Genomic DNA, 19,392 nt, shown 5'->3' on the forward strand with positions numbered 1-19,392 from the left:
CGTGCCACGTCAGACTTGGCTTGTGCCAGGGCACCGAGTCGGGTCCGCCGACTGGACACCGCTGGTCGTCGACGGCTGCCCGCGAGGGCACGCACGTCAGATGTCCGGGTCGACGTCGCCGTATCCAGGCGGATCGCCGCCGTAGCGTCTGGGCACGGTGCCGTCGTCTTCCCGGCTGGCCGGCCCGTAGTTGTCGTCAGGCTCGCCGCGTCCCGGCCTGCCGGCTGGCCGGGACCGCGCGGTGCCTGCCGTCTCCCCGCGGCCGGGGCGGCCATACCCGCCGGGCTCGCCGTCGCGGGGCGGCGCCACCGCCGAGCGGTCCGCGGCCGCCCCACTGGCCGTTGCCGACGGCTCGGGTTCGGCGTCTGATGTGGACCCGGCCCGACCCGGAGCATCGAGCCAGGACGGTCGGGCCTCGCCGCGCCGGCCGTCACGGCGCTGGGCCCTTGCGCCGTCCGGCGTGCGCGTCGTCGTCTCGTGGATGTCGAGCGTCTTGGCGGTCGCGTCGGTGCCGGGCCTCGCCGCGGCGGCACGCTGGGCGGCGGCGGCTCGGCGTTCCTGACGTGCCCGGTCGCCGCCAGTCGAGGACCGCTCAGTACCGGTCGAGGCCCGGTCGGTACCGGCGCGCCAACCGCTGCGCCGCCGGTCCTCCCACCGGCCGGCCTGGCCGGAGCCGCCCGACCTCTCGCCATCGTTCGTGCCGCCGCCCTTGGCCCTGCGGCGCACGGCGGCGCCGGACGGCCGGGACTCGGTGTACTGCAACTCCAGGCCCTCCTCAATGGGGACCCATTTGTCCTGAGGCAGCCGGAGGGTACGGCCCTGCGGTGTCGTCAGCTCGAGGCCGCCAGAGGGTGAGCGGCGCGCGACGTACGCTTTCGCGCCCGGACTGACGATGCCGTTCAGGGACGGATTGTTCTTGGCCTGCGTGATCGTGAAGGACAGGGTGTCAGCGCCGGAGCCCGACGCCTTGACGAACTGGTTGGGCTTTCCTGTGCGGCGCGAGAGGCCGGTCTTGGCGCGGCGCATGCTAATCACGACGCCGCCCAGATCCCGGGCCTTGCGCCGGGCGTTCCACCTGACTATCAGGATGACGAGAAGCAAGATCAACAGGGCACCAGTGACCAGCCATGCCCACCAGTACCGTTCGGCCCACGGTTTCGGATAGCCAACTCGGATCGTCAGGAAGCTCTGGGCGTAGGTGACGCCGGGATTGTCCGCGTCGACCAGCCGCAGCCGGCCCGAGGTGGTGCCGATGCCAGTCCGCGGCGATAGGTGAATGCGTGCTGGGTAGGACGCTCGGCCGGAGGAGACCGTTCGGATGAGGGCTGGGTCGCCTACCGTCGCCTGGGTCCGCGAGTCAAGCTCGTCCAGGACGAGGCGGGCGTTGTGCGGCAGGCCGTCATTGTTAACCAGCTGGACGGAGCCAGTCACGATCGCGCCGGGACGGAACCTGCCGGTCGGCAGGCTGATATTCGCCGTGAGCGGCGGCGGGCCGGCCGCGACCTGGGTGCTGTACTGCAAGGAGACCGGCGCGATGCCCGGTCCGTCCACGTTGCCAGTGAAGACCAGCGTTCCACTGGCGTCGCTCGGGATGGTGACCGAGCCGGAGTACTCGCCGTCCCCGGCCTTGAGATCGGCACCCTTCCCGTCGTCGGCGAGCGGGATGTCCACCCGCGGGACGTCCGGGCCCGCCAGGGCGGCACGGAAGGTGAGTTGGCGCAGCGCCTCCGTGTCGGTGATCGGGCCCTCGCGGTTGCGCACCCGGACCCGCACGGCGACCGACTTGCCGGCGCTCGGCGTGGGTGGGTCAACGACGATCAGCGACTGTACGACGCCTTGCCAGACCACCGCGGCGGCTACCTGCGCCGATGGGACGTCAGACCCGGCCGTCAGCCGCACCGTCCACCGCCCGGGCTTCGGGTTGAGGATGTGCAGCGACTCGGCACCGCCGTTCCCGGCGCTGGCCTCAAAGGTCGAGTCGCCGAGCGGGCCCTGACGGGGCACCACCGTGCCGTCGGGGTCAAGGTAGCTGACCTGCACCTTCGGGTTGCCTTTGAGAACGACGATCGAGCCGTCTGTGCTGATGTCGGGGATCGTCACCGGGATGTCGACTGTGGACCCGCTGTTGAGCTGGGCCGAACCAAACGGGGTGACCTGGGCGCACCGAGCGAGCGCGAAGATCTGCACCAGCGACTGGATGATGTCAGAGGTGCTGGTGACGATGCGGGCCGTCGGCCGGGACGCGGGCTGGTCGCTGCAGGCGACCTGCGCGCCGCCGGCCGCGAAGGTATCCAGGTCGGCCTGCTGCGCGCTGCCGAAACCAAGCGGCCAGATCGGAACCTGCTGCGCCTTCGCCTGAGGAAAAGTCGAGTCGGTCAGCTGTGCCCGGGCGTTGGCGGTACGTTGGCTCAGATCCGGTCCATATTGAGGACTATTGCCCACGTCGAGCACGCCGTCCGTCAGCAAAATGATGACAGGAGGCCGCTGCCGGCTGTCCGGCTGTCTGAGAATATCGAGGGCCTCGTTGATCGCGGCGACGTGGTCGGTGTTGTTGCCCTCGGTGTCGGAGCGCCGGTGCAGCTTGGTGATGCAGTCGAGCAGGAACTGCTGGTTGGCCGCCGAGCTGCGCTCCGTCAGTGGGCAAACCGGGTCGGTCGGGCTCTGTCCTGGCTGGTCAGAGCTGCCGAAACCCACTACGGCGACCTGGGACTCGGTCGAGAGCTCGCCGACCGCGAGCAGCTCTGCGGCCTGCTGCTCCTTGACCACGTCCTGCTGGGTAAGACTGCCGGACTCGTCCACCAGGATCACGGCCCGCAGCGGCTTGACGTCGAGCGATCCGTTGGCCAGCTGCCCCGCCGGGCTCGGCGAGGCCGCCGGTGCGGTCGGCTGCGCCTGCGCCTGCGATGCGGCGCTGCCGATGAGTACCAACGCCAGAACAGCGAAAACGCAGGTCAGCGCATTGAATGTGCGCCACCCGGACCGTGTATTGCGTGTCCTCGAGCATCCGACCACCATGCCGCCCCCCGTGCATGTTGCCTCTGAGACAACCATACCGAGCGGCTCGCCGCGTTAGTAGCCCCAGGTCAGCGGCCACCCAGATCCGCTGCACTCCGCCCATCCCGAGTATCGACGGATGGTCATCGGGCCGCGCAAGCTATCGGAATTTCCCGCGACGCATCTGTTGATTGCAGGGCTGGCTGATGTACCGTGTCGATTCTCGACGAAGGACACGGGGGGCCTGTGCTTCGAGCGTCGCGGACTCATGCCCGCAGATCACCGGCGTGGCGTCGACCGGCGCCGCGATCAGGATTGCGTGAGCGCCGTCTGCCGCGCCTCGGCGCGGCACTCACCGTGTTGTTTGCTCTCCAACAACAGACCGCATTAGCCGGCGTGCCGAAGAGCCCGGATCCGGCGGACCGCTCGAAGGCGCCTGCGGCGATCGTCATTCTCGCGGACGAGGCGACCGGACTGAGCCCAGCTCAGATCGACGCCGAAAAACAGGCTGTCAGAGATGCTGTGGCTTACGAGCCGAACCCGGGGAGCAGCATCATCGTTCTCGGCTTCGGCAGCGCCACCCCAACCGGGGAACCGGCCGTTGACGTCGTCTGCTCGGCCTCCGGCGGGTTCGGGCCGATCGGCAGCGCCGGCTCGGGGGCGCGGTCAGACCTGAGCCGCTGCGCGGACGCGATACGGGCGCGGCCCGCGGCGCCGGATTCGACCTCCGACCCCGTCGATGCGCTCGACGTCGCGCGCCAGCTGCTTCTCAAGGCTCCGCCCAGCCGGCCACGCATCCTGTTTCTGCTGTCCGGTTCCGTCGGCGCGCTGGCGCTCGTCCACCCGGACCCTGGCGAGCCTCACGACACCGCCACGGAACGATTGAACCGGTCCCGGGACCTACTGATCTCGCGAGTGCCCAACCAGCTCAAGGCCGCGGGAATCGAGGTCTGGCCGATCGGCTTCGGCGCCGCGGACACCCCCGTTCTGCACGATCTCGCCACCAACGCGGCGGCCCGCCCCGGCTCCTGCCCCTCCACCGAACAGTCGGGCCGCCAGCCACCGCCCGTCTACTTGGCGGGCGGCGACGACGAAATCGTCCCCGCGATGATCTCCGCGTTCGGGGCGGCCCGTTGCACGTCACCGCTCGACGGCTCGGCGGGCGACCCCACTCCGAACGGCGGGTCTGGTGGCGGCGGGGTCAGCACGCCAACCTTCATCTTGGCGGTCAGCCTCTTGGCCGCCGCCATCGTCGGGCTGGCTGCTGCCTGGGTCGTCACCTCCCTTCGAGCTCTTCAGAAGATCGCGAACACCCGGCGCGGATCGGTGGCGGGCCTGGTGATCTACCTGTTCGAGGCCGGGGCGAAGGTCGCCGTCTTCGTCACCACAAAGAGACACGGCCAGGTTCTCCGGCTCAAGGTCGGCCGCGACACGTCGAACCCCGCCGAGCCGTACACGCTCACCGCCGTCGCGGATCAGGCCGACTATGACGTGGCGATCCGACGGACGGGTGAACAGGTGGAGGTAAGACGGCTCACCGACACCGACTGGACCACGATCACCCCCGTGCGTGACGTCGTGTTCACCGTCAACACCAGCCTGGACGTACAAATTCTGGACAGTCTCGAGGCGGAGGGACGATCCGCGCCATGGAAGAAGTTCGCATCTTTGTCAGCTACACGACTAGGAATAACGAGGTCCATGGGCTCGAGCTCGGACAGGCTTTCGCGGAGTACCTCGAGGACGCGATAAAGAAATCCGACCAGCTGCGGAACACCACGTTCACCATCTTCAGATCGATGGACATACCGGCCGGCAGGACGTGGAGCAAGGACCTCGTCGAATATCTCAACAGGTGTAATGTATTTGTCGCCCTGTGCTCGCCCGAGTACTTCAGAGAGCGATGGCCGGGCCTGGAGTGGAGTTTTTTCCAGCACCGCCTCAGGTCTGGGAAAACCTTTTTCCCGGCGACCCTTCCCGAGCTCGTAATTCCAGTCATCTGGACATCCCTTGATGATTACAAGCCGCAGATCCTGAAGAATCTGCAGATCGTCAAGCTCACCGAAAGAAGTCCAGACGCCACCCCGCTCCGAGGCTACTACCTTGATTTGGATCCGTACGGTCGGCGGTTGCGCGGCGCCATGGAAAAGATAGCTGTAAGGATCGTGCAGGCGGTCAGGGCGGCGCAACAACTAGCGACGACCAACAAGATGAAGATCGATGATATGGTGCCGGAGCTCGACGAAAGCCAGGTGTCCAAGGTGGCACCCGCTTTCGGCGGTTCCAATCATTTCATAGGACCACCAAAACCGTGTTCCGTTGTCCCTGCGGTGCCAGGTGTCTTGGGTAGCTGGGCTCCCTTCGGTCTTCCGGCAAACAGCTCGGCCATGACCTGGGCGATGGCCGAGCAGCACATACCGTACCTCCGCGCGGACAAAGAGATACAGCGTTACAACTTCAGGACCGGGGGCGACGAGACCTCGTTCGAGTCGCCGCCCGACATGACCGACAGCGAGGTGACCGGCTTGTTCCTGGCCGACAGCGCGCACCTGACGACCGTGCCGGCGGCGGGGGTTGCCCTCAAAACCACCTTCGACGGGTGGGGTAACGGGTCGGGTAAGCGACGTGTGCTCATCGTCAGCCCAAGCCAAACAGCCCTGGACAAACATTTCGATGATGCGGCGAAGAGCAACGAGCGCACTGTCGTCAACCTGGGCAAGGATAATATCGACGCTTTCACCCGCAGCCTGGCGGATGGCCTGGAGGCGCAATGGAAGGATCTGACCACACAGGAACAGGCCAGATCAGCGTCAGTGCTACCATCTTCCCCGCCGGTGCGCGAGGAGCCGAACGATGGAGCTTGACCTGGACGAGGAGCCGAGCCTGGACGAGGAGCCGGCCGACGAAAACGGGAGGATCGTCACCTTCTATTCCTTCAAAGGCGGCGTGGGGCGGACCATGTCGCTCGCGCACGTGGCCTGGATACTCGCGTCGTCTGGATACAAGGTTCTCGTCGTCGACTGGGACCTGGAGGCGCCGGGCCTCGCCGAGTACCTTTTCCCGCTGGTCCGGCGAGACAGCCAGCTCCACCGCGGGGTGGTCGAGCTGGTCAAGAGGTACGCCGACGCGGCCGAGTCCTACCTCCTTACCCGGGCGGCGCCTGAGTCGACGCCACCCGCGGCCGAGGATCGCCGCAGTGCACGGCGCGGTCTCATCAGCACTCTGCCGGCCGAGCAGAAGGCAGCCTGGCTAAGCATCTTTCACGAGGCCAACCTGGCCGACCTGACCACATTTCGGGCAAACTATACAACAAGAACGGGTTCCGGTGGCGTGCAGATCGACTTCATGCCGGCCGGAATGAGCGACGCATTCAGCTACTCGCAGGATCTTTACGGAATCGACTGGAAGTATATTCGCGACCATCTCGGCGGCGACGGTTTTTTGAACGCTCTGCGCGCCGAGATGAAGCGCCATTACAACTTCGTTCTGATCGACAGCCGCACCGGCATGACCGAAAGCGCTCTCGTCACCACCACCTGGCTGGCCGACGCGGTCGCGCTGCTCTTCTCGTCGAACAGCCAGAACATCGAGCGAACGACCAATATTGCGGGCTGGATTCGCGGCCTCAGCGCCAACATACCCAGAGAGATCGACATACTGCCGGTCCCGTCCCGCCTCGAGACCGGAAACCTCGCGGCGTTGGAACGGTTTCGGCGACAGTACGAGTCGGCCTTCCGCGAGTACACGGACCCGGGGCCCGCCTTCTCGAGGCCGGAGTACTGGCGCAAGGTCCCGGTCATGTACGACCAGGATTTCTCCTATTTTGAGAGCCCGCCAAGTCGCCAACCGAGCCAGGTCCTGGATTCGCTACAGTTCCTCGCTGGAGTGATCGCACAACACCGTGACGTGAAGCTCGCTGCCCCACCGGGCTGGGACGATTTTCTCGCGCGGTTCCGGCAGCAGCCGCCGGTCGCCTACGACATCGTCGTCATCAGCTATGCGAAGTCAGACGAAAATTATGCTGACTGGATACGCTGGCTGCTGCGAGAGCATGGAATCGGTGTTCTGTTCCACCCGGCCGACGCCCACAACGAAGTTGAGCTACAGCGACAGCTCCGGGCCGAGGACGGTAAAATTGGGGATGAGGCCGGGCCATCCTGGTGTGTACTGCCGCTACTGAGTCCCGGGTATCTTAATTCCGAGTTCGGCGCCCGGGTCTGGTCCTGGGCCCGGCGCCAGCCCCGGGGGAAGGATGACAGGACCGTTCTGTCACCTGTGCTGATATCCGAGATCACCAATGGAATGGTTTTTCGTATCCCATCGCCGACGCGCGGGGCATCGGACTCCTCGGAGGTGATCTCCACCAAAGGCGTTCCGTACGTCTACCTCGTCGGCAAGGAGAGGGAGGCGGCGCGAAACGCGATCCTCGCAGCGGTCGGAGCCCGGCACGACCCGGATGGCACTTACACGGAGCTGATTTCCGAGCGAGAGCTGGCGCACCAGCCGGAGCCACCCTATCCCAGTTCTACGCCGTGGTCTGACCAGGAGCGACCTTCGGACGGGTACAGCGCGGAGAGGTTCTGGTGGCTGTTGACGCAGGCGGCGAAGTCGCCCGCGAACCGCGCGGACGACCTGCGAAACGCGAGGATGATCGGAGAGAAACGGGGCGACGTGCTGGCGTCCGCGCTCGCAAAGTTTCGGCAGGTCACCTGGGTGAGCAGTCAGGCAGTGTCGGACATCAACGATCTGGCCGCGGATGCTGCCGACGAGACACTGCGGCTCGCCGAGATCGACCTGCCGCTCCTCGGCGGGAACGTGCGCGGCGGCCCAGTCGAGCCTGCTCTCAGGATCTCCGCGTTTGACTCCGGTCGGCGGACGCTGAGATCCCTGGTCGACGCGATCCAGGACGCGCGCCAGACGGCCGGTATCCGAGCAAAGCTTGCGGAAGCGGCCGTCCGGCGCAGTCAGGGTGCCTACGAACTGGCGGGAAATCTCTGCCGAGACGCGCACTTCGACGCGTCGGCAGAGAAGTCGGCGGAGCGGAGTCGTTGTGATCTAGAACTGGCGCTACTCAGTCTCCATGCCGGTACCGCCCAGCTCGACCGTGACCGCCTGGATCCGCTCAAAGCGCGATTCCAGCGGGTACGCGACCAGACCCAGGACCCCGAAATCCTCTTCCTTGCCTTTCTGTACGAGGGTGTAGCCAACGCGTCGGCCGGCAAGATCGTCACATCGGCTCCACGGAGCGCGGCCGACTGCTACGAAAAGGCGTTGGTCGCGCTTGGTCCCGCGCCCTTGATGGATGCCTCTGCTGCGGCGGAGGACATGCAGCGCCGACGGCGGCGGACGTACTGGTCACGGCATTCGCTGGTTCTGACCTATATGGCCGAGCTGGGACGGACCGCTGAGGTCTGGGCAGACTCACTCACGGTCGGCGGTTTCGACAAGGCCGACCCCGACTCGCACTTCGCCGCGGCGCTCGCGCACGTCGCCGACTTCTGGCCGCTCTGTTCGCTTCCCCTTGCCTACGCACTCGTCAACGGCTCCAAGGAACCCGGCGTCGAACCCGGGGCGCATCGCGCGCGCATCCTGGCCGCTCTCTGGATCTACACCTCCTATGGCAGAGCAGGGCGACAGCCTGCGGGCGGGAATGTTCTCATCAAGCATTGTTTCGATCGCGCCAGGGAGCTGGACGCGAACCCGTCTGTGGACGACTCGCTCCTGCCGCTCCCCGACGCGGCTCAGGTGGCGCGAGCACTGGACCACTACGAGTCGTCAGCCTAGGCCGAAGGCACGGAGGACCGGCGGAAGACCGAGGTAGGCCGCTCCCGTCGGTGTCCGTCGTGTCGGCTGGCGAGGTTGACTGGTGCAGCTGTGCGGGGCGGTCCCGCCGGGCTGGCCTGGCCACCGTGGGTGGGGCGTGGAAAGGTGAACGTATGTCGCAGAACTCCCCCGTGCCGGGTTGGTACCCGGACCCGTCCGGGGCGCCGGGTACCAGGTGGTGGGACGGCGTTCAGTGGACCGGGCACACCCAGGCTCCGCAGAGCCAGCCGCCGGCCGCCCCCGTGCCGCAGCAGCAGCCGACGCCGGCGCCGGCGCCGCAGCAGGCCGCGGCGCCGGTGTATCAGAAGCCACCACAGCCGCAGGGGGCCTTCCAGCCGGCGGGCGCCCCGCCCCAGCAGCAGCCGGGCGGCTTCCCGCCCGGGCCGGGGCAGCAGGGTCCGGGGTGGCAGCAGGGGCCACAGGGCCATCCGGGCGTACAGGGCCAGCCCGGTGCGCAGGGCTGGGGAACGGCGCAGGGCAACTTCCCGCCCGCCCCGGTGCACACCGGGTTCACCCCGGACAAGATCCAGGAGCAGGTCCAGCAGCGGGCCGGTATCGCGCCGGGCGGGCCGGGCGGTGGCTCGATCTTCACCGAGCCGGTGCTGGTGGTGAACCAGAAGACCCAGTTCATCGAGGTCACGAACCAGTACGCGATCTTCGACCAGGGGGGCCGGCAGATCGGCTCGGTGGTCGAGGTCGGGCAGAGCACCGCGAAGAAGGTCGCCCGGGTACTCACCTCGCTCGACCAGTACATGACGCACAAGTTGGAGGTCCGCGACCCGGCGGGCAACGTCATGCTGGTGCTCACCAGGCCGGCGAAGCTGGTCAAGTCGAAGGTCATCGTCACCCGGCCGGACGGGTCGGAGATCGGCCAGATCGTCCAGCAGAACTCGCTCGGGAAGATCCGGTTCGGCCTGATGGTCGGCGGCCAGCAGATCGGCCTGATCAAGGCGGAGAACTGGCGGGCCTGGAACTTCTCGATCGTCGATCACGCCGAGGTCGAGGTCGCCCGGATCACCAAGACCTGGGAGGGCCTGCTCAAGACGATGTTCACGACGGCCGACAACTACGTCGTCCAGCTGCACTTCCAGCTGCCGGATCCGCTGCTCAGCCTGGTCATCGCCTCGGCGCTGACCGTCGACACCGCGCTGAAGCAGGACTCTCGAGGCTGGAACTGAGCCGGCGGGGCGGCAGGCCCGGCCCGCTCGCCCTGGAGCGGCCGGATCCGTAGCTGCGAATCCCGACAACGGCCGCCACGGCGCAGTTCGTCAACAAGTTCTTAGACATAACGCTGGGTGGCGGGCAGGATGGCCGGGTGACTCCGACATCAGGACCTCCGGAGGCGCGAAAGAAGAACCTTTTCGCGCCTCCTCCGGCCGGGGCAGTCACGCAGACCTCGCGCCGGCGACTCCCGACGGTGGCGCTGCCCGCGCCGCCGGTCACGGTAGCCGCGCTGGACGCGATCGACGCGGACGACGGTCGGGTGGAGCTGCTCGACGGGCTGTGCGTGCTACGCCCGTGGCCCACGCCACTGCGCACCCGGGTGACCCAACGCCTGGCCGAGCTGCTCACCGCGGCCGCCCCGTCCGGGGCTCACGTCTTCCCGCACGGCCTGCGCGTCGAGATCTCCGCCCGGACGTTGGTGATCCCGGATCTGGTGGTCGGCCCCGTGCCCACCCCGGCCGGGCCGCCCACCGACGCCGACCCGAGCGCGACACCGCCACCGGCGACCACGGCACCGGCCCGGATCACCGAGCCGCCGTTCCTGGTCATCGAGGTGGCCGACGAGCACACCCGCCGCTACAACCGCACGCTGAAGCTCGACCTCTACCGTGACCGCGGGATTCCATCCTGCTGGCTGGTCGATCCAGATCCGGCGGGGCGCAGCGTGACCATCGAGATCTACGACCTCGTCGACGGCGGCTACGTCCGTGCCGGCCGGGCCATCGATGACACCCCGCTCAGCGTCACCCGCCCGTTCCCGGTCAGGTTCATCCCGGCCGACCTAGTCGACCCCGGCGACTAGGCGACCGCCGGGCCGGGGCAGGGGCTACCGGAACTGGGACTACCGGGGCCGCCGCTGGATCGGCGTGAGGCGCAGCGTGGTCTCGACGTTCGCCTCGATCGCCGCCGGGCGCCGTAGTCCGGGCGGCGTGTCGACCCGCTCGGACTGCTCCTCGCGGCGTTCGGCGACGAGCACGCCGAGGGCGACGACGCTCTGGGCCACCGACCAGGCGATACCGACGCCGACCAGGCCCCACCAGCGCCCGAGGACCAGGGCGCCGATCGGGACCATCACCGCGATGGCGCCGTGAATCCCGATCAGGGGAGCCAGCCGGCGCCGAGCCAGCGCGGCGCACAACGCGAGGCTGTTCACGGCCCGGCCGACCGAGCCGATCAGGAGCAGTTGCAGGATGGTCGTCGAGCCGTGCCGGTAGGCGCCGCCGAAGATCGTGGTGATGATGGGCGCCGCCAGGATTCCGACGACGACCAGGCCGCCCATGCCGACGACAGTGCGCTTGCGCAGGGTCCGGTGGATGGGCCGCACGTCGGCACCCGGCTGCGCGCCTTCGACGGTCATCGAGAACCCGAGAATCATCGGGAACTGGTCGAGTGCCTGGATGAGCATCCAGGCGATGCCGAACTCGGCGCCTTTCTCGGTGCCGAGGCCGGCGACGATGAACACCGGCAGCAGGGTCACCGCGAGCTGCTCGAAGATGAGCGCCAGCGTCGTGCCGGCGAGGAAGCGCCGATAGCCCTCCAACTGCGGCGCCTGCGTCAGGACGGCTGGCTCAGCGCCCGACTCGCGTTTGTTGAGAAGCTTGCCGAACACGATCGAGGAGACGACGACCGTGGCGATGGCCGCCGGGACCACCCAGGCCGTCAGCAGCATCAGCGCGGTCGTGCCGGAGCCCATGGCGACGAGCACCACGAACTTGGTCAGGCTGTAGGTGGTGTTCTCCAGCGGTAGCCAGATCGCCTTGCGCAGCGAGGTGACCACCAGGTCCTGCAGCGAGAAGATCGCCCAGACGGTGACCGAGAGGGTGAAGCCGATCGCCGCGCCGACCGGCGCCAGAATGTGGAACGAGTGGGCGAGCCGCGGCGCCGCGGCGGCGAAGGCGCCACCGAGCACCACGCTGATGAGCACGGCCATGCCGTAGGAGCGCAGGACCAGGGCCCGCTGGTGCTCGCCGGCGCCGGGCAGGTAGGCGGAGAGGGCTCCGCCCAGGCTCATCTGGCTCAGCGTCGCGAGCGCCATCAGCGCCGAGACGAGCGCCGTCCCGACTGCGACCGCCGTCGTGCTGGACTCGCGGGCCGCGATGACCCAGAAACCAGCGCCCAGCAGGGCCGACAACACGCTGTTGGCGACGCCGGCCAGGCCGTTGCGGTAGAGCATGCTCATCTTGCGCCGGGGCTGCTCGGCTCCGGCGACGGCCGCCGCCTCGTCCGTGACGCTGGTCATTGCTGTGCTCCTCGTGCGGACGCTCGTGCGCTTCGTCGCCTCGCCTGTAGGTACAGCGCCGGCCCAGCGAGCATCCCGGCCATTTCCCTGGTCCGCAACCGACGCATGATCTCGGGCTTCGGAGCCGTGGGAATCTCCCGGGTACGGCTGTCCAACTGCTTCGCGTGCCGCAGCCCGCCGGGAATGCCGGCGACGACGCGCCGGCGGGTGGCCGGATCCACCAGGTACTTGACGATGTAGGCGGTCAGCCCGGAGCCGTAGCCGAACATCTGCCGGCTCAGCTCCTCCAGGTCGGAGCGGTGGCTGTGCCAGACGAGGGCGGCCGGCTCGTAGGCGAGCGCGTGGCCGTCGAGCAGGATCCGGACGAAGATGTCGAGGTCCTCGCCGCCCCTGGTCTTGGTACCGGCGCCGAGCGCGGTGTCGAAGCCGCCGAGGGCCCGCACCGTCTCGGTGCGCAGGGCGAGGTTGGCGCCCGTCCCGAAGACGCCCGCCGTGAAGGGGTGGAGCGGGCCGGGCGCGTTCGCCGGGTCCATGTCGTAGACGCGGGGCGCGCAGCTGGTCGACCAGGAGACCTTGGCGTCGAAGTACTGCTCGATGTCGGTCGCCAGGTCGGCTGACCCGACCAGCCCGGTGACACAGGCGACGTCGTCGCGCCGTGCGAAGCCGCGGGCGATCCCCAACAGCCAGTCGGTGTCCACCCGAACGTCGTCGTCGGTGTAGGCGATGATCTCGCCGCTCGCCTCCGCCAGGCCCCGGTTACGCGCGCTGGACAGGCCCGGCACCGGTTCCACCACATACCTGAAGCGCTCGTCGGTGCCGACCGCGGCGGTGAAGGCCACCCGGGTGCCGTCGTCCGTCGGCGCGTTGTCGACGACGACGACCTCGAAGTTCTCGTACCGCAGGCCGAGCAGCCCGTCGAGGCACGCGGTCAGCAGCCCCGGCCGGTTCCGCGTGCAGACGACGACGCTGATCCGCGGTGCCGCGCCAGCCAGGCGCCGGCACGGGCGGTGCGGGGCGCCGGACCGGACGGCCTTGACGACGACGCCGGGATCAGGCGCGGCCGGCAGGGTGACACCGTCGTCGGCCAGGTGTTGGCGGATCGGCCCGCCCAGCGTCTCCACCGCGAGGGACACCGCCTGCTCGACGTCGAGGGGGGCGGGCGCGCGCGCGGCCGCGGCGGGGGGGGGGGGGCCGGGGGCGCCCCCCGCGGCGCCCCCCCCGCGCGGCCCCCCCCGGGCCCGCCGCCGCCGGCGCCGGGCCCGTCGCCGTCCGCGGTGAGGGGCAGCTCGACGTAGCCGACCGGTTCGCCGTGGACCCGGACCAGCAGGCGGGCTCGCCCGTAGGCGCCGTCGTGCTCCCCCGCTGGCAGCCGGAGCCTCGGCCCGGCCAGCTCCAGCTCGCCGCAGACCAGCCCGGTCGGGCCGTCGGTGCTCGGTTCGGCCGTCTCAGACAGCGCGGCCGCGCCGAGCAGGTCCTGGACGACGACCGTCGTGGCGGGCCGGCTGCCGCCGAGCCCCGCGGAACGCCGTCGCGACTTGGCGTAGAGCGCGGGCCCGGCCGCGTAGCCGGCGAGCTCCCAGGCGAGCAGCCGGCGCTGCAGCGCGTCGTCGCTGCCGGCCGCGCCCTGACTGTCGGTGCTGATCTTGCGCATCTCCCACAGTCCGCGCGGGATGCGGGCCATCAGGCGGCGCGCCGTGGTCGGATCCGTGAGGTGCTTGGTGAGGTAGGCCGCCATCCCGCTGCCGTAGGCGAACATCTGGCGGTTCAGCTCGTCCACGCTGCTGCGGTGGGTGTGCCAGACGAGTGAGGCCGGCTCGTAGTAGATGGCATATCCGGCGAGGAGCACGCGCAGGAAGATGTCCAGGTCCTCGCCGCCCGCCGCCGCCGTTCCCGCGCCCAGCGCCGTGTCGAACTCGCCGATCGACGCCAGTGCCGCGCGGCGGAACGCGATGTTGGCACCGGCGCCGAAGATGCCGGCCGAGAACGGGTACACCGGGCTCGGCTCGCGGTGGTCGACCAGGTCGTAGCGCCGGGCGGCGCAGCTCGCGGACCAGTTGAGCCGCGAGTCGAAGTAGCGCTCAGCCACCTCGGTCAGGGACGCCGTCGCCACCAGCCCGGTCACGCAGCCGATGTCGTCGCCCTGCGCGAAACCACGCAGGATGCCGGCGATCCACGCCTCGTCGACGGCGACGTCGTCGTCGGTGAAGGCGATGATCTCGCCGCGCGCCTCGGCGACGCCTCGGTTACGCGCCCAGGACAGCCCGGGCCGCTCCTCCCGCACGTACCGGAAGTGGGGGAGGTCTGCGACGGCGGAGGTGAACGCCACCTTGGTCGACTCGTCGGACGGCGCGTTGTCGACGATGACGATCTCGATGTTCGGGTGTCGCAGGCGCCGCAGGCGGTCCAGGCAGACGAGCAGGGTTTCCGGCCGGTTGCGGGTGCAGACGACGACGGTCGCCGCCGGCTGCACCGGCACGGCCGCGGCCGAGCGCCGACGCGTGGCGCGAGGAGTGGCGAGCGAGCAGCGAGCCGTCGCGGCCGGCGCGGGCGAGAGGTCTGCCTCCTCCAGCCCTTCGGCCGCCAGGTGCTGCCGGATGCTCGCGCCGAACTGGTCGACGGCCTGCCGCAGCACCTCGGCGGCGTCCAGCCGGCCCTCGGCGAGCGGAAGCTGGACGTAGCCGACGGGGTCACCGTGCACCCGGACCAGGACGCGAGCGTCCTCGAAGAGGCGGCCGTCCGCGGTGCGTGGCAGCGACGGCAGGTCGGGCGAGGAGAGCTCGACCTCGCCGCACCAGGTGGACTCCGGCCTAACCGTGTCGGTCGTCTGGCCGGGTACGGCCTCAGCCTGCTCGGAGCCATCCAAGGTCGGTCTGGTCATGCGCTTCTCTCTACGTGGTGAGCTCCGAGCTTGCGGGCGCCGGCCGCACCGCGAGCGGCGGCGATCGCGGCCTTCTGTGACCACGTCGCGGGGCCGCGGCGGCACCGCTGGTCCGGCCGCGGCGGCGTCTGGCGAAGTTGGTTCCCCTGCGGCACGAGGATCCGCCCGCCGCGGTCGCCAGGTGTGTCGGTCGAGGCGCGGACGGTCGCGCTCAGCGCGCGGCGAGTGAGCGGGCCAACAGGTCTGCGTCCGCCAAATGGCGCCACCATCGCGCGATCGGGTCGCATCACGATGTCGCGCGGCGGCGCAGGGCGACGTGCGTCGATCAACAGTCTCCCCCTGGTAACTGTTGTCATGCTACAGCGAGTTGCAATTCGCGAAACGTGGACCATCCATGGAGCGCTGCTGGTCACGAGTACCGCGCCGAGTTCGACGTCGCCGGGGCCACTATCGACTGGCCAACACCTCGGTGGGCCAGCACTTCGGAGACCCAGATGCTGGATTTTACTACCGGCGATGGGACGACCGGGCGCGCATCCAGCGAACGGACGAAGAGCGACCTGGAAATTACCGGCGCGTAACCACACCTGGCGGTCCTCGGTGCAGCCCGTGACGGACTAGTTGTGACCTGTGACACGGACGTAGTCGATGACCATCTGCTGCGGAAACGGGGTGCCGGCGGGCGGCGACCCGGGCCAGTTCCCGCCGACCGCCAAATTCAAGATCATGTAATAGGGATGGTCGAACACCCAAGTCTGGGCCGGCGGCATGTCGTCCTCGCTCACCGAACCGTAGACCATTCCGTCGACGGAGAACTGAAAGACTCCCGGGTACCAGTCCATCGCGTACGTGTGAAAGCCGGCCACCGACTCGGGTGGCAACGGGTAAATTCCGGCGACGTGAGCATAGGCGGCGTCAGACTGCGTCGGACCATGGATCGACGCGTAAATGGAACCGTCCGGCGCCGGCAGCTCGAGCATGTCGATCTCGCCGCTGACGGGCCACCCGACGTTGTCGACATTGCTGCCCACCGCCCAGAACGCGGGGAGCAGTCCCCCGCCGGTGGGCAGCTTCAGCCTGGTCTCGACATGCCCGTACCGGAGGTCAAACGATCTCTTGGTGGTCAGTCGCCCAGAGGTGTAACGGTAGGTCTTCCCATCCGCGTCGCGGATGTCTTCCTTCCTGGCCGTGATCACCAGTTTTCCCTGACCGTCGAGTGACACGTTTCGAGTGCTGGACGTGTAAACCCCGAGCTCATTGTTGCCCCAGCCACCGCCGCCGGTCTCGAACGTCCACTTGGAGGCCGCCGTGGCGCCGGCCGGACCGGAGAAGTCGTCCGCGAAGGTGGTACGGGCCGCCGCGGTGCTGTCGAAGGCCACGCTGACGGCGCTCACCCTGGCCTCGCCGTGGCGCACGTGCAGGCCCAGGTCGATGCTGTCGCCCGCGACCGTCACGGGCACGAGCACGGCCAGCGCGTGGCCGGCGCCGACCCGCGCGGCGGCGTCGAGCGCCGATATCACCGTTCGGCCACCAACGGTGATATCAAACACATTCTGCCCAGCACGGACGTCCTCCGGCGCCAATAGATGGAGGACTACGGCGTAAGTACCCGGCCTGGCCACCGGAAGGTCGTAGCCCTGACCACCTACGCGTGCCTTGCGGTACAGAGCCGGATTGCCCGTGCCGGCCACGGCGGAACTGGGCGTGATGACCTGTCCGCCCTGGGCGACGGAGACATCCGGCTGCCATGTGGTGCCTCTACTGTCGGTAATCCCGACCGAGCCGGCGACCCACCTTTCAGCCGGGCCGCTCGGCCTGGCCGTCGAGGACCCGGAATTCACGAGACCGCAGCCAGCGACCGGTCCGGCCACCGTAAGGACCAGCACGGCCAGCGTGACGACCCGCATATGGCCGCCCCCGGCGGCCCGGCCGCCTCGTCCACGAAGGCCAGCCCGGCCAGACGCCAGCCGGAGTTTGTCCCGTTCACCAGCCCGTCTGTGACGATGTTTCAGAATCCACTCAATCACGACGACCCCCCGGGGTGTTATTCTACCCGGAGGGTCACTGACCGTGAAACGTCTAGAAAATTAGTCAGATTTTTACCATTAGATCACTGGCACCATCAGGTGACCGTCATCAGGATCCCGGCATCAGATCTTTGCCGTCCGGCCGCCAGGCGGAAACAATGCCGTAATCAATTCTTTTCATGATCTTGGACGGCCACCCGCGGGGCGCCAGAAACTCCTGGCCCGCTGAGACGCAAGCGCTCGGGACGGCGCGCGCAGAACACGGGGAGCCGGAGGTGGGCCCAACCAGCGGACGGCGCCGCGGGCGTGGGAGCGTTGCCCGACCATTTGCCGTTGGTTCGGTCGATGACTCCGGCTTGCACCATACTTGGCCGTCCGTTGACACGACAGCGTCCACACCCACCGGTTGCGCACCAGGTTCCCAACGCTGGGACCCCCTGGAGCGGTGAACATCGTTCCTCGTAATATGGCCCAGCATGGGCGGATTAAGTGCCGCGTGTGCATCTGTCCCCTACCCGATGTTTTGGCACCTGGCAGAGAAACCAACGGGCGGGGGGCCGGAGGGCGGACGGACGGAGAAATCCGCGTCGGACGCCCATAAATATCTCTACCTCGGGAGGGACACTCCCCCGCCATGACAACGACAACAGGCAGACACTCGAACCGGCGACCAACGTCGCATGACCCCTCGACGTCCCCCACACCTCGCCCAGCCGGTCGCCGGCCGGTCCGACGAAGAATGTTCACTTCAGTCGGCGTTCTGGCTGTCGTCGCGTTGGGGGTGGGCATCGGGCTGAGCCGGGCTGGCAACCTCTCGGCAACTTCCATGCCGGTGTACGCGTCGCTTGTGGGTGACTTCACCTGCATCACCTCGACCGACGGCTCGTGCGCCGTTGCCCCGGGTCTGAATGCGACGCCAGACCAGCTGACCGTCGAGGCCTGGGCCCAGGACGGCGGGTCCGACACCAAGGTACCCATCGTCGCGACGAACGTAGGGGCCTACGGGTTCGTCCTGCGCGCCAACGGACCCGACGGCGCACCGGTCGAGCGACGCAGAATCCATGGCTCGTACGTGGCCTGGTTCCACTGCGCCTCCAATGCGGGGCCGCCGTGCAAGCACCAGCGCGGTGGGAGCCACACAGTCGGAGGAACGGCTACCGCGCTTCCCACCGAACAGACGACCGACCCGGCGACGACGCCGGACGACGCGACAACCTCCCCGGTGCCCGGGCCCACCAGCACCACGCTGCCCACCTCGGTCCCGACTGCGCCGGCAGGGGTTCCACAGCCCAGTCAGTCCACACCGGCCGTGGTCCACACCGCCCCGACCGTCACGACGGCACCGGCCACCACCGCTCCGGCACCCGCGAACGGCGCGGCCCTGCAGTGGGCGGACGAGTTCGACGGGGCTGCCGGCACCGGAGTGAACAAGGCGGACTGGACGGCGGTCAGCGGCTCGCATCATGGCGAACTGGAGTGCTACACCTCGAAGAGCAGCAACGTGGCGATGGACGGCAAGGGCGATCTGGTCCTCACCGCCCGGCGTGAGGCCGGCTGCGACGGGATGCCTTACACCTCCGGTCGGCTCGAAGGCGTGAACAAGCGCACCTTCAAGTACGGATATTTCGAGGTACGGGCGCGGATGCCAACGACGACTGGCGCGTTCCCGGCCTTCTGGACGCTTGGCGCGAACTATCCGTCCGTCGGCTGGCCGCGCAGTGGTGAAATCGACATCGTCGAGGTCACCGCCAACCTGCCGTCCTCCGTACACACCAACATCCACGGTGTGGATGCGTCCGGGAAGTCCTGGCAGTCCGGGTGGGGTGGGGTCGGGACGTTCGCCTCGTCGAGCAACGTCGGCGACGCCTTCCACACCTACGGTCTGAACTGGACGAGCACCGCGCTCCAGTTCTACTTCGACGGCAAGCTGATCCACACGATCAACAAGAGCTCGGTGCCCGTCTGGCTCTGGGACCAGGAGAACTACCTGCTGCTCAACCTGGCCATCACGAGCAGCAGCGGCCCGGACGTCCAGACCATGGACGTCGACTACGTCCGGGTCTACTCGGCCAAGCCGTAGTCGGGCAAGCCCGGTCCCGGCGCTGATGCGCCGGGCCGGAACCGGCGACTCACTCTCCGTGGGGGGGCCACCGCCGGAGGCGGGGGGGCGCCCCCCGCGGGTCTACGACCTGGTCAAGGCATTCGTG

General features: G+C 68.5%; 11 protein-coding genes. 6 read left to right on the forward strand and 5 right to left on the reverse strand.

Annotated features, from left to right (window positions below; genetic code table 11):
• Positions 1 to 96: 96 nt before the first annotated feature.
• The gene (locus I6A60_RS03770; RefSeq protein ID WP_203022847.1) at positions 97 to 2,928 is read right to left on the reverse strand and encodes a vWA domain-containing protein; all 2,832 of its coding nucleotides are present in this window, start codon (positions 2,926 to 2,928) and stop codon (positions 97 to 99) included.
• Positions 2,929 to 3,207: 279 nt separating this feature from the next.
• On the opposite strand from I6A60_RS03770, the gene I6A60_RS03775 reads away from it, so the two are divergent.
• The 5 genes from I6A60_RS03775 to I6A60_RS03795 all read left to right on the forward strand — a co-directional run bounded on the left by I6A60_RS03775 (position 3,208) and on the right by I6A60_RS03795 (position 10,843).
• Positions 3,208 to 4,746, forward strand: coding sequence for a VWA domain-containing protein (locus tag I6A60_RS03775; RefSeq protein WP_203055557.1), 1,539 nt, complete (start codon positions 3,208 to 3,210; stop codon positions 4,744 to 4,746).
• The gene (locus tag I6A60_RS03780) at positions 4,644 to 5,858 is read left to right on the forward strand and encodes a toll/interleukin-1 receptor domain-containing protein (protein WP_203022845.1); all 1,215 of its coding nucleotides are present in this window, start codon (positions 4,644 to 4,646) and stop codon (positions 5,856 to 5,858) included. The genes I6A60_RS03775 and I6A60_RS03780 overlap by 103 nt, the downstream gene beginning before the upstream one ends.
• Complete coding sequence (locus I6A60_RS03785; protein WP_203022844.1) at positions 5,848 to 8,778, forward strand: KGGVGR-motif variant AAA ATPase; 2,931 nt, start codon at positions 5,848 to 5,850, stop codon at positions 8,776 to 8,778. The genes I6A60_RS03780 and I6A60_RS03785 overlap by 11 nt, the downstream gene beginning before the upstream one ends.
• 152 nt (positions 8,779 to 8,930) lie before the next feature.
• Entirely contained in the window at positions 8,931 to 9,995 is a 1,065-nt protein-coding gene (locus I6A60_RS03790) for a phospholipid scramblase-related protein (protein WP_203022843.1), read from the forward strand.
• Positions 9,996 to 10,234: 239 nt separating this feature from the next.
• Positions 10,235 to 10,843 (forward strand): Uma2 family endonuclease, encoded by a 609-nt coding sequence (locus I6A60_RS03795; RefSeq protein ID WP_203022842.1) that lies wholly within the window; start codon positions 10,235 to 10,237, stop codon positions 10,841 to 10,843.
• A 39-nt stretch (positions 10,844 to 10,882) separates the two neighbouring features.
• Here the strand turns inward: I6A60_RS03795 and I6A60_RS03800 are convergent, their stop codons facing one another.
• From I6A60_RS03800 to I6A60_RS03810, 4 genes are all read right to left on the reverse strand, one after another.
• Positions 10,883 to 12,280: a lipopolysaccharide biosynthesis protein gene (locus I6A60_RS03800; protein ID WP_203055558.1), complete on the reverse strand. Its 1,398-nt coding sequence runs from the start codon at positions 12,278 to 12,280 to the stop codon at positions 10,883 to 10,885.
• Positions 12,277 to 13,272, reverse strand: coding sequence for a glycosyltransferase family 2 protein (locus I6A60_RS41245; protein WP_255552666.1), 996 nt, complete (start codon positions 13,270 to 13,272; stop codon positions 12,277 to 12,279). Before I6A60_RS41245 ends, I6A60_RS03800 begins: the two co-directional genes overlap by 4 nt.
• Positions 13,209 to 15,158 (reverse strand): glycosyltransferase family 2 protein, encoded by a 1,950-nt coding sequence (locus tag I6A60_RS03805; protein ID WP_203055559.1) that lies wholly within the window; start codon positions 15,156 to 15,158, stop codon positions 13,209 to 13,211. Before I6A60_RS03805 ends, I6A60_RS41245 begins: the two co-directional genes overlap by 64 nt.
• Positions 15,159 to 15,775: 617 nt before the next feature.
• On the reverse strand, positions 15,776 to 17,065 hold the full coding sequence (locus I6A60_RS03810; RefSeq protein ID WP_203011869.1) for a family 16 glycosylhydrolase: 1,290 nt from the start codon (positions 17,063 to 17,065) through the stop codon (positions 15,776 to 15,778).
• 859 nt (positions 17,066 to 17,924) lie between these two features.
• On the opposite strand from I6A60_RS03810, the gene I6A60_RS03815 reads away from it, so the two are divergent.
• Entirely contained in the window at positions 17,925 to 19,265 is a 1,341-nt protein-coding gene (locus tag I6A60_RS03815; RefSeq protein WP_238434697.1) for a family 16 glycosylhydrolase, read from the forward strand.
• Positions 19,266 to 19,392 lie beyond the last annotated feature (127 nt).

Source organism: Frankia sp. AgB1.9, from assembly GCF_016786355.1.
In the GTDB taxonomy this organism is placed as follows: Bacteria; Actinomycetota; Actinomycetes; order Frankiales; family Frankiaceae; genus Pseudofrankia.

Bases quoted from the DNA above. Each gene is read 5' to 3' on its own strand.
- I6A60_RS03780 (WP_203022845.1), top strand. From the start codon at position 4,644: ATGGAAGAAGTTCGCATCTTTGTCAGCTACACGACTAGGAATAACGAG.
- I6A60_RS03785 (WP_203022844.1), top strand. From the start codon at position 5,848: ATGGAGCTTGACCTGGACGAGGAGCCGAGCCTGGACGAGGAGCCGGCC.
- I6A60_RS03790 (WP_203022843.1), top strand. From the start codon at position 8,931: ATGTCGCAGAACTCCCCCGTGCCGGGTTGGTACCCGGACCCGTCCGGG.
- I6A60_RS03800 (WP_203055558.1), bottom strand. From the start codon at position 12,280: ATGACCAGCGTCACGGACGAGGCGGCGGCCGTCGCCGGAGCCGAGCAG.
- I6A60_RS03805 (WP_203055559.1), bottom strand. From the start codon at position 15,158: ATGACCAGACCGACCTTGGATGGCTCCGAGCAGGCTGAGGCCGTACCC.
- I6A60_RS03810 (WP_203011869.1), bottom strand. From the start codon at position 17,065: ATGCGGGTCGTCACGCTGGCCGTGCTGGTCCTTACGGTGGCCGGACCG.
- I6A60_RS03815 (WP_238434697.1), top strand. From the start codon at position 17,925: ATGTTCACTTCAGTCGGCGTTCTGGCTGTCGTCGCGTTGGGGGTGGGC.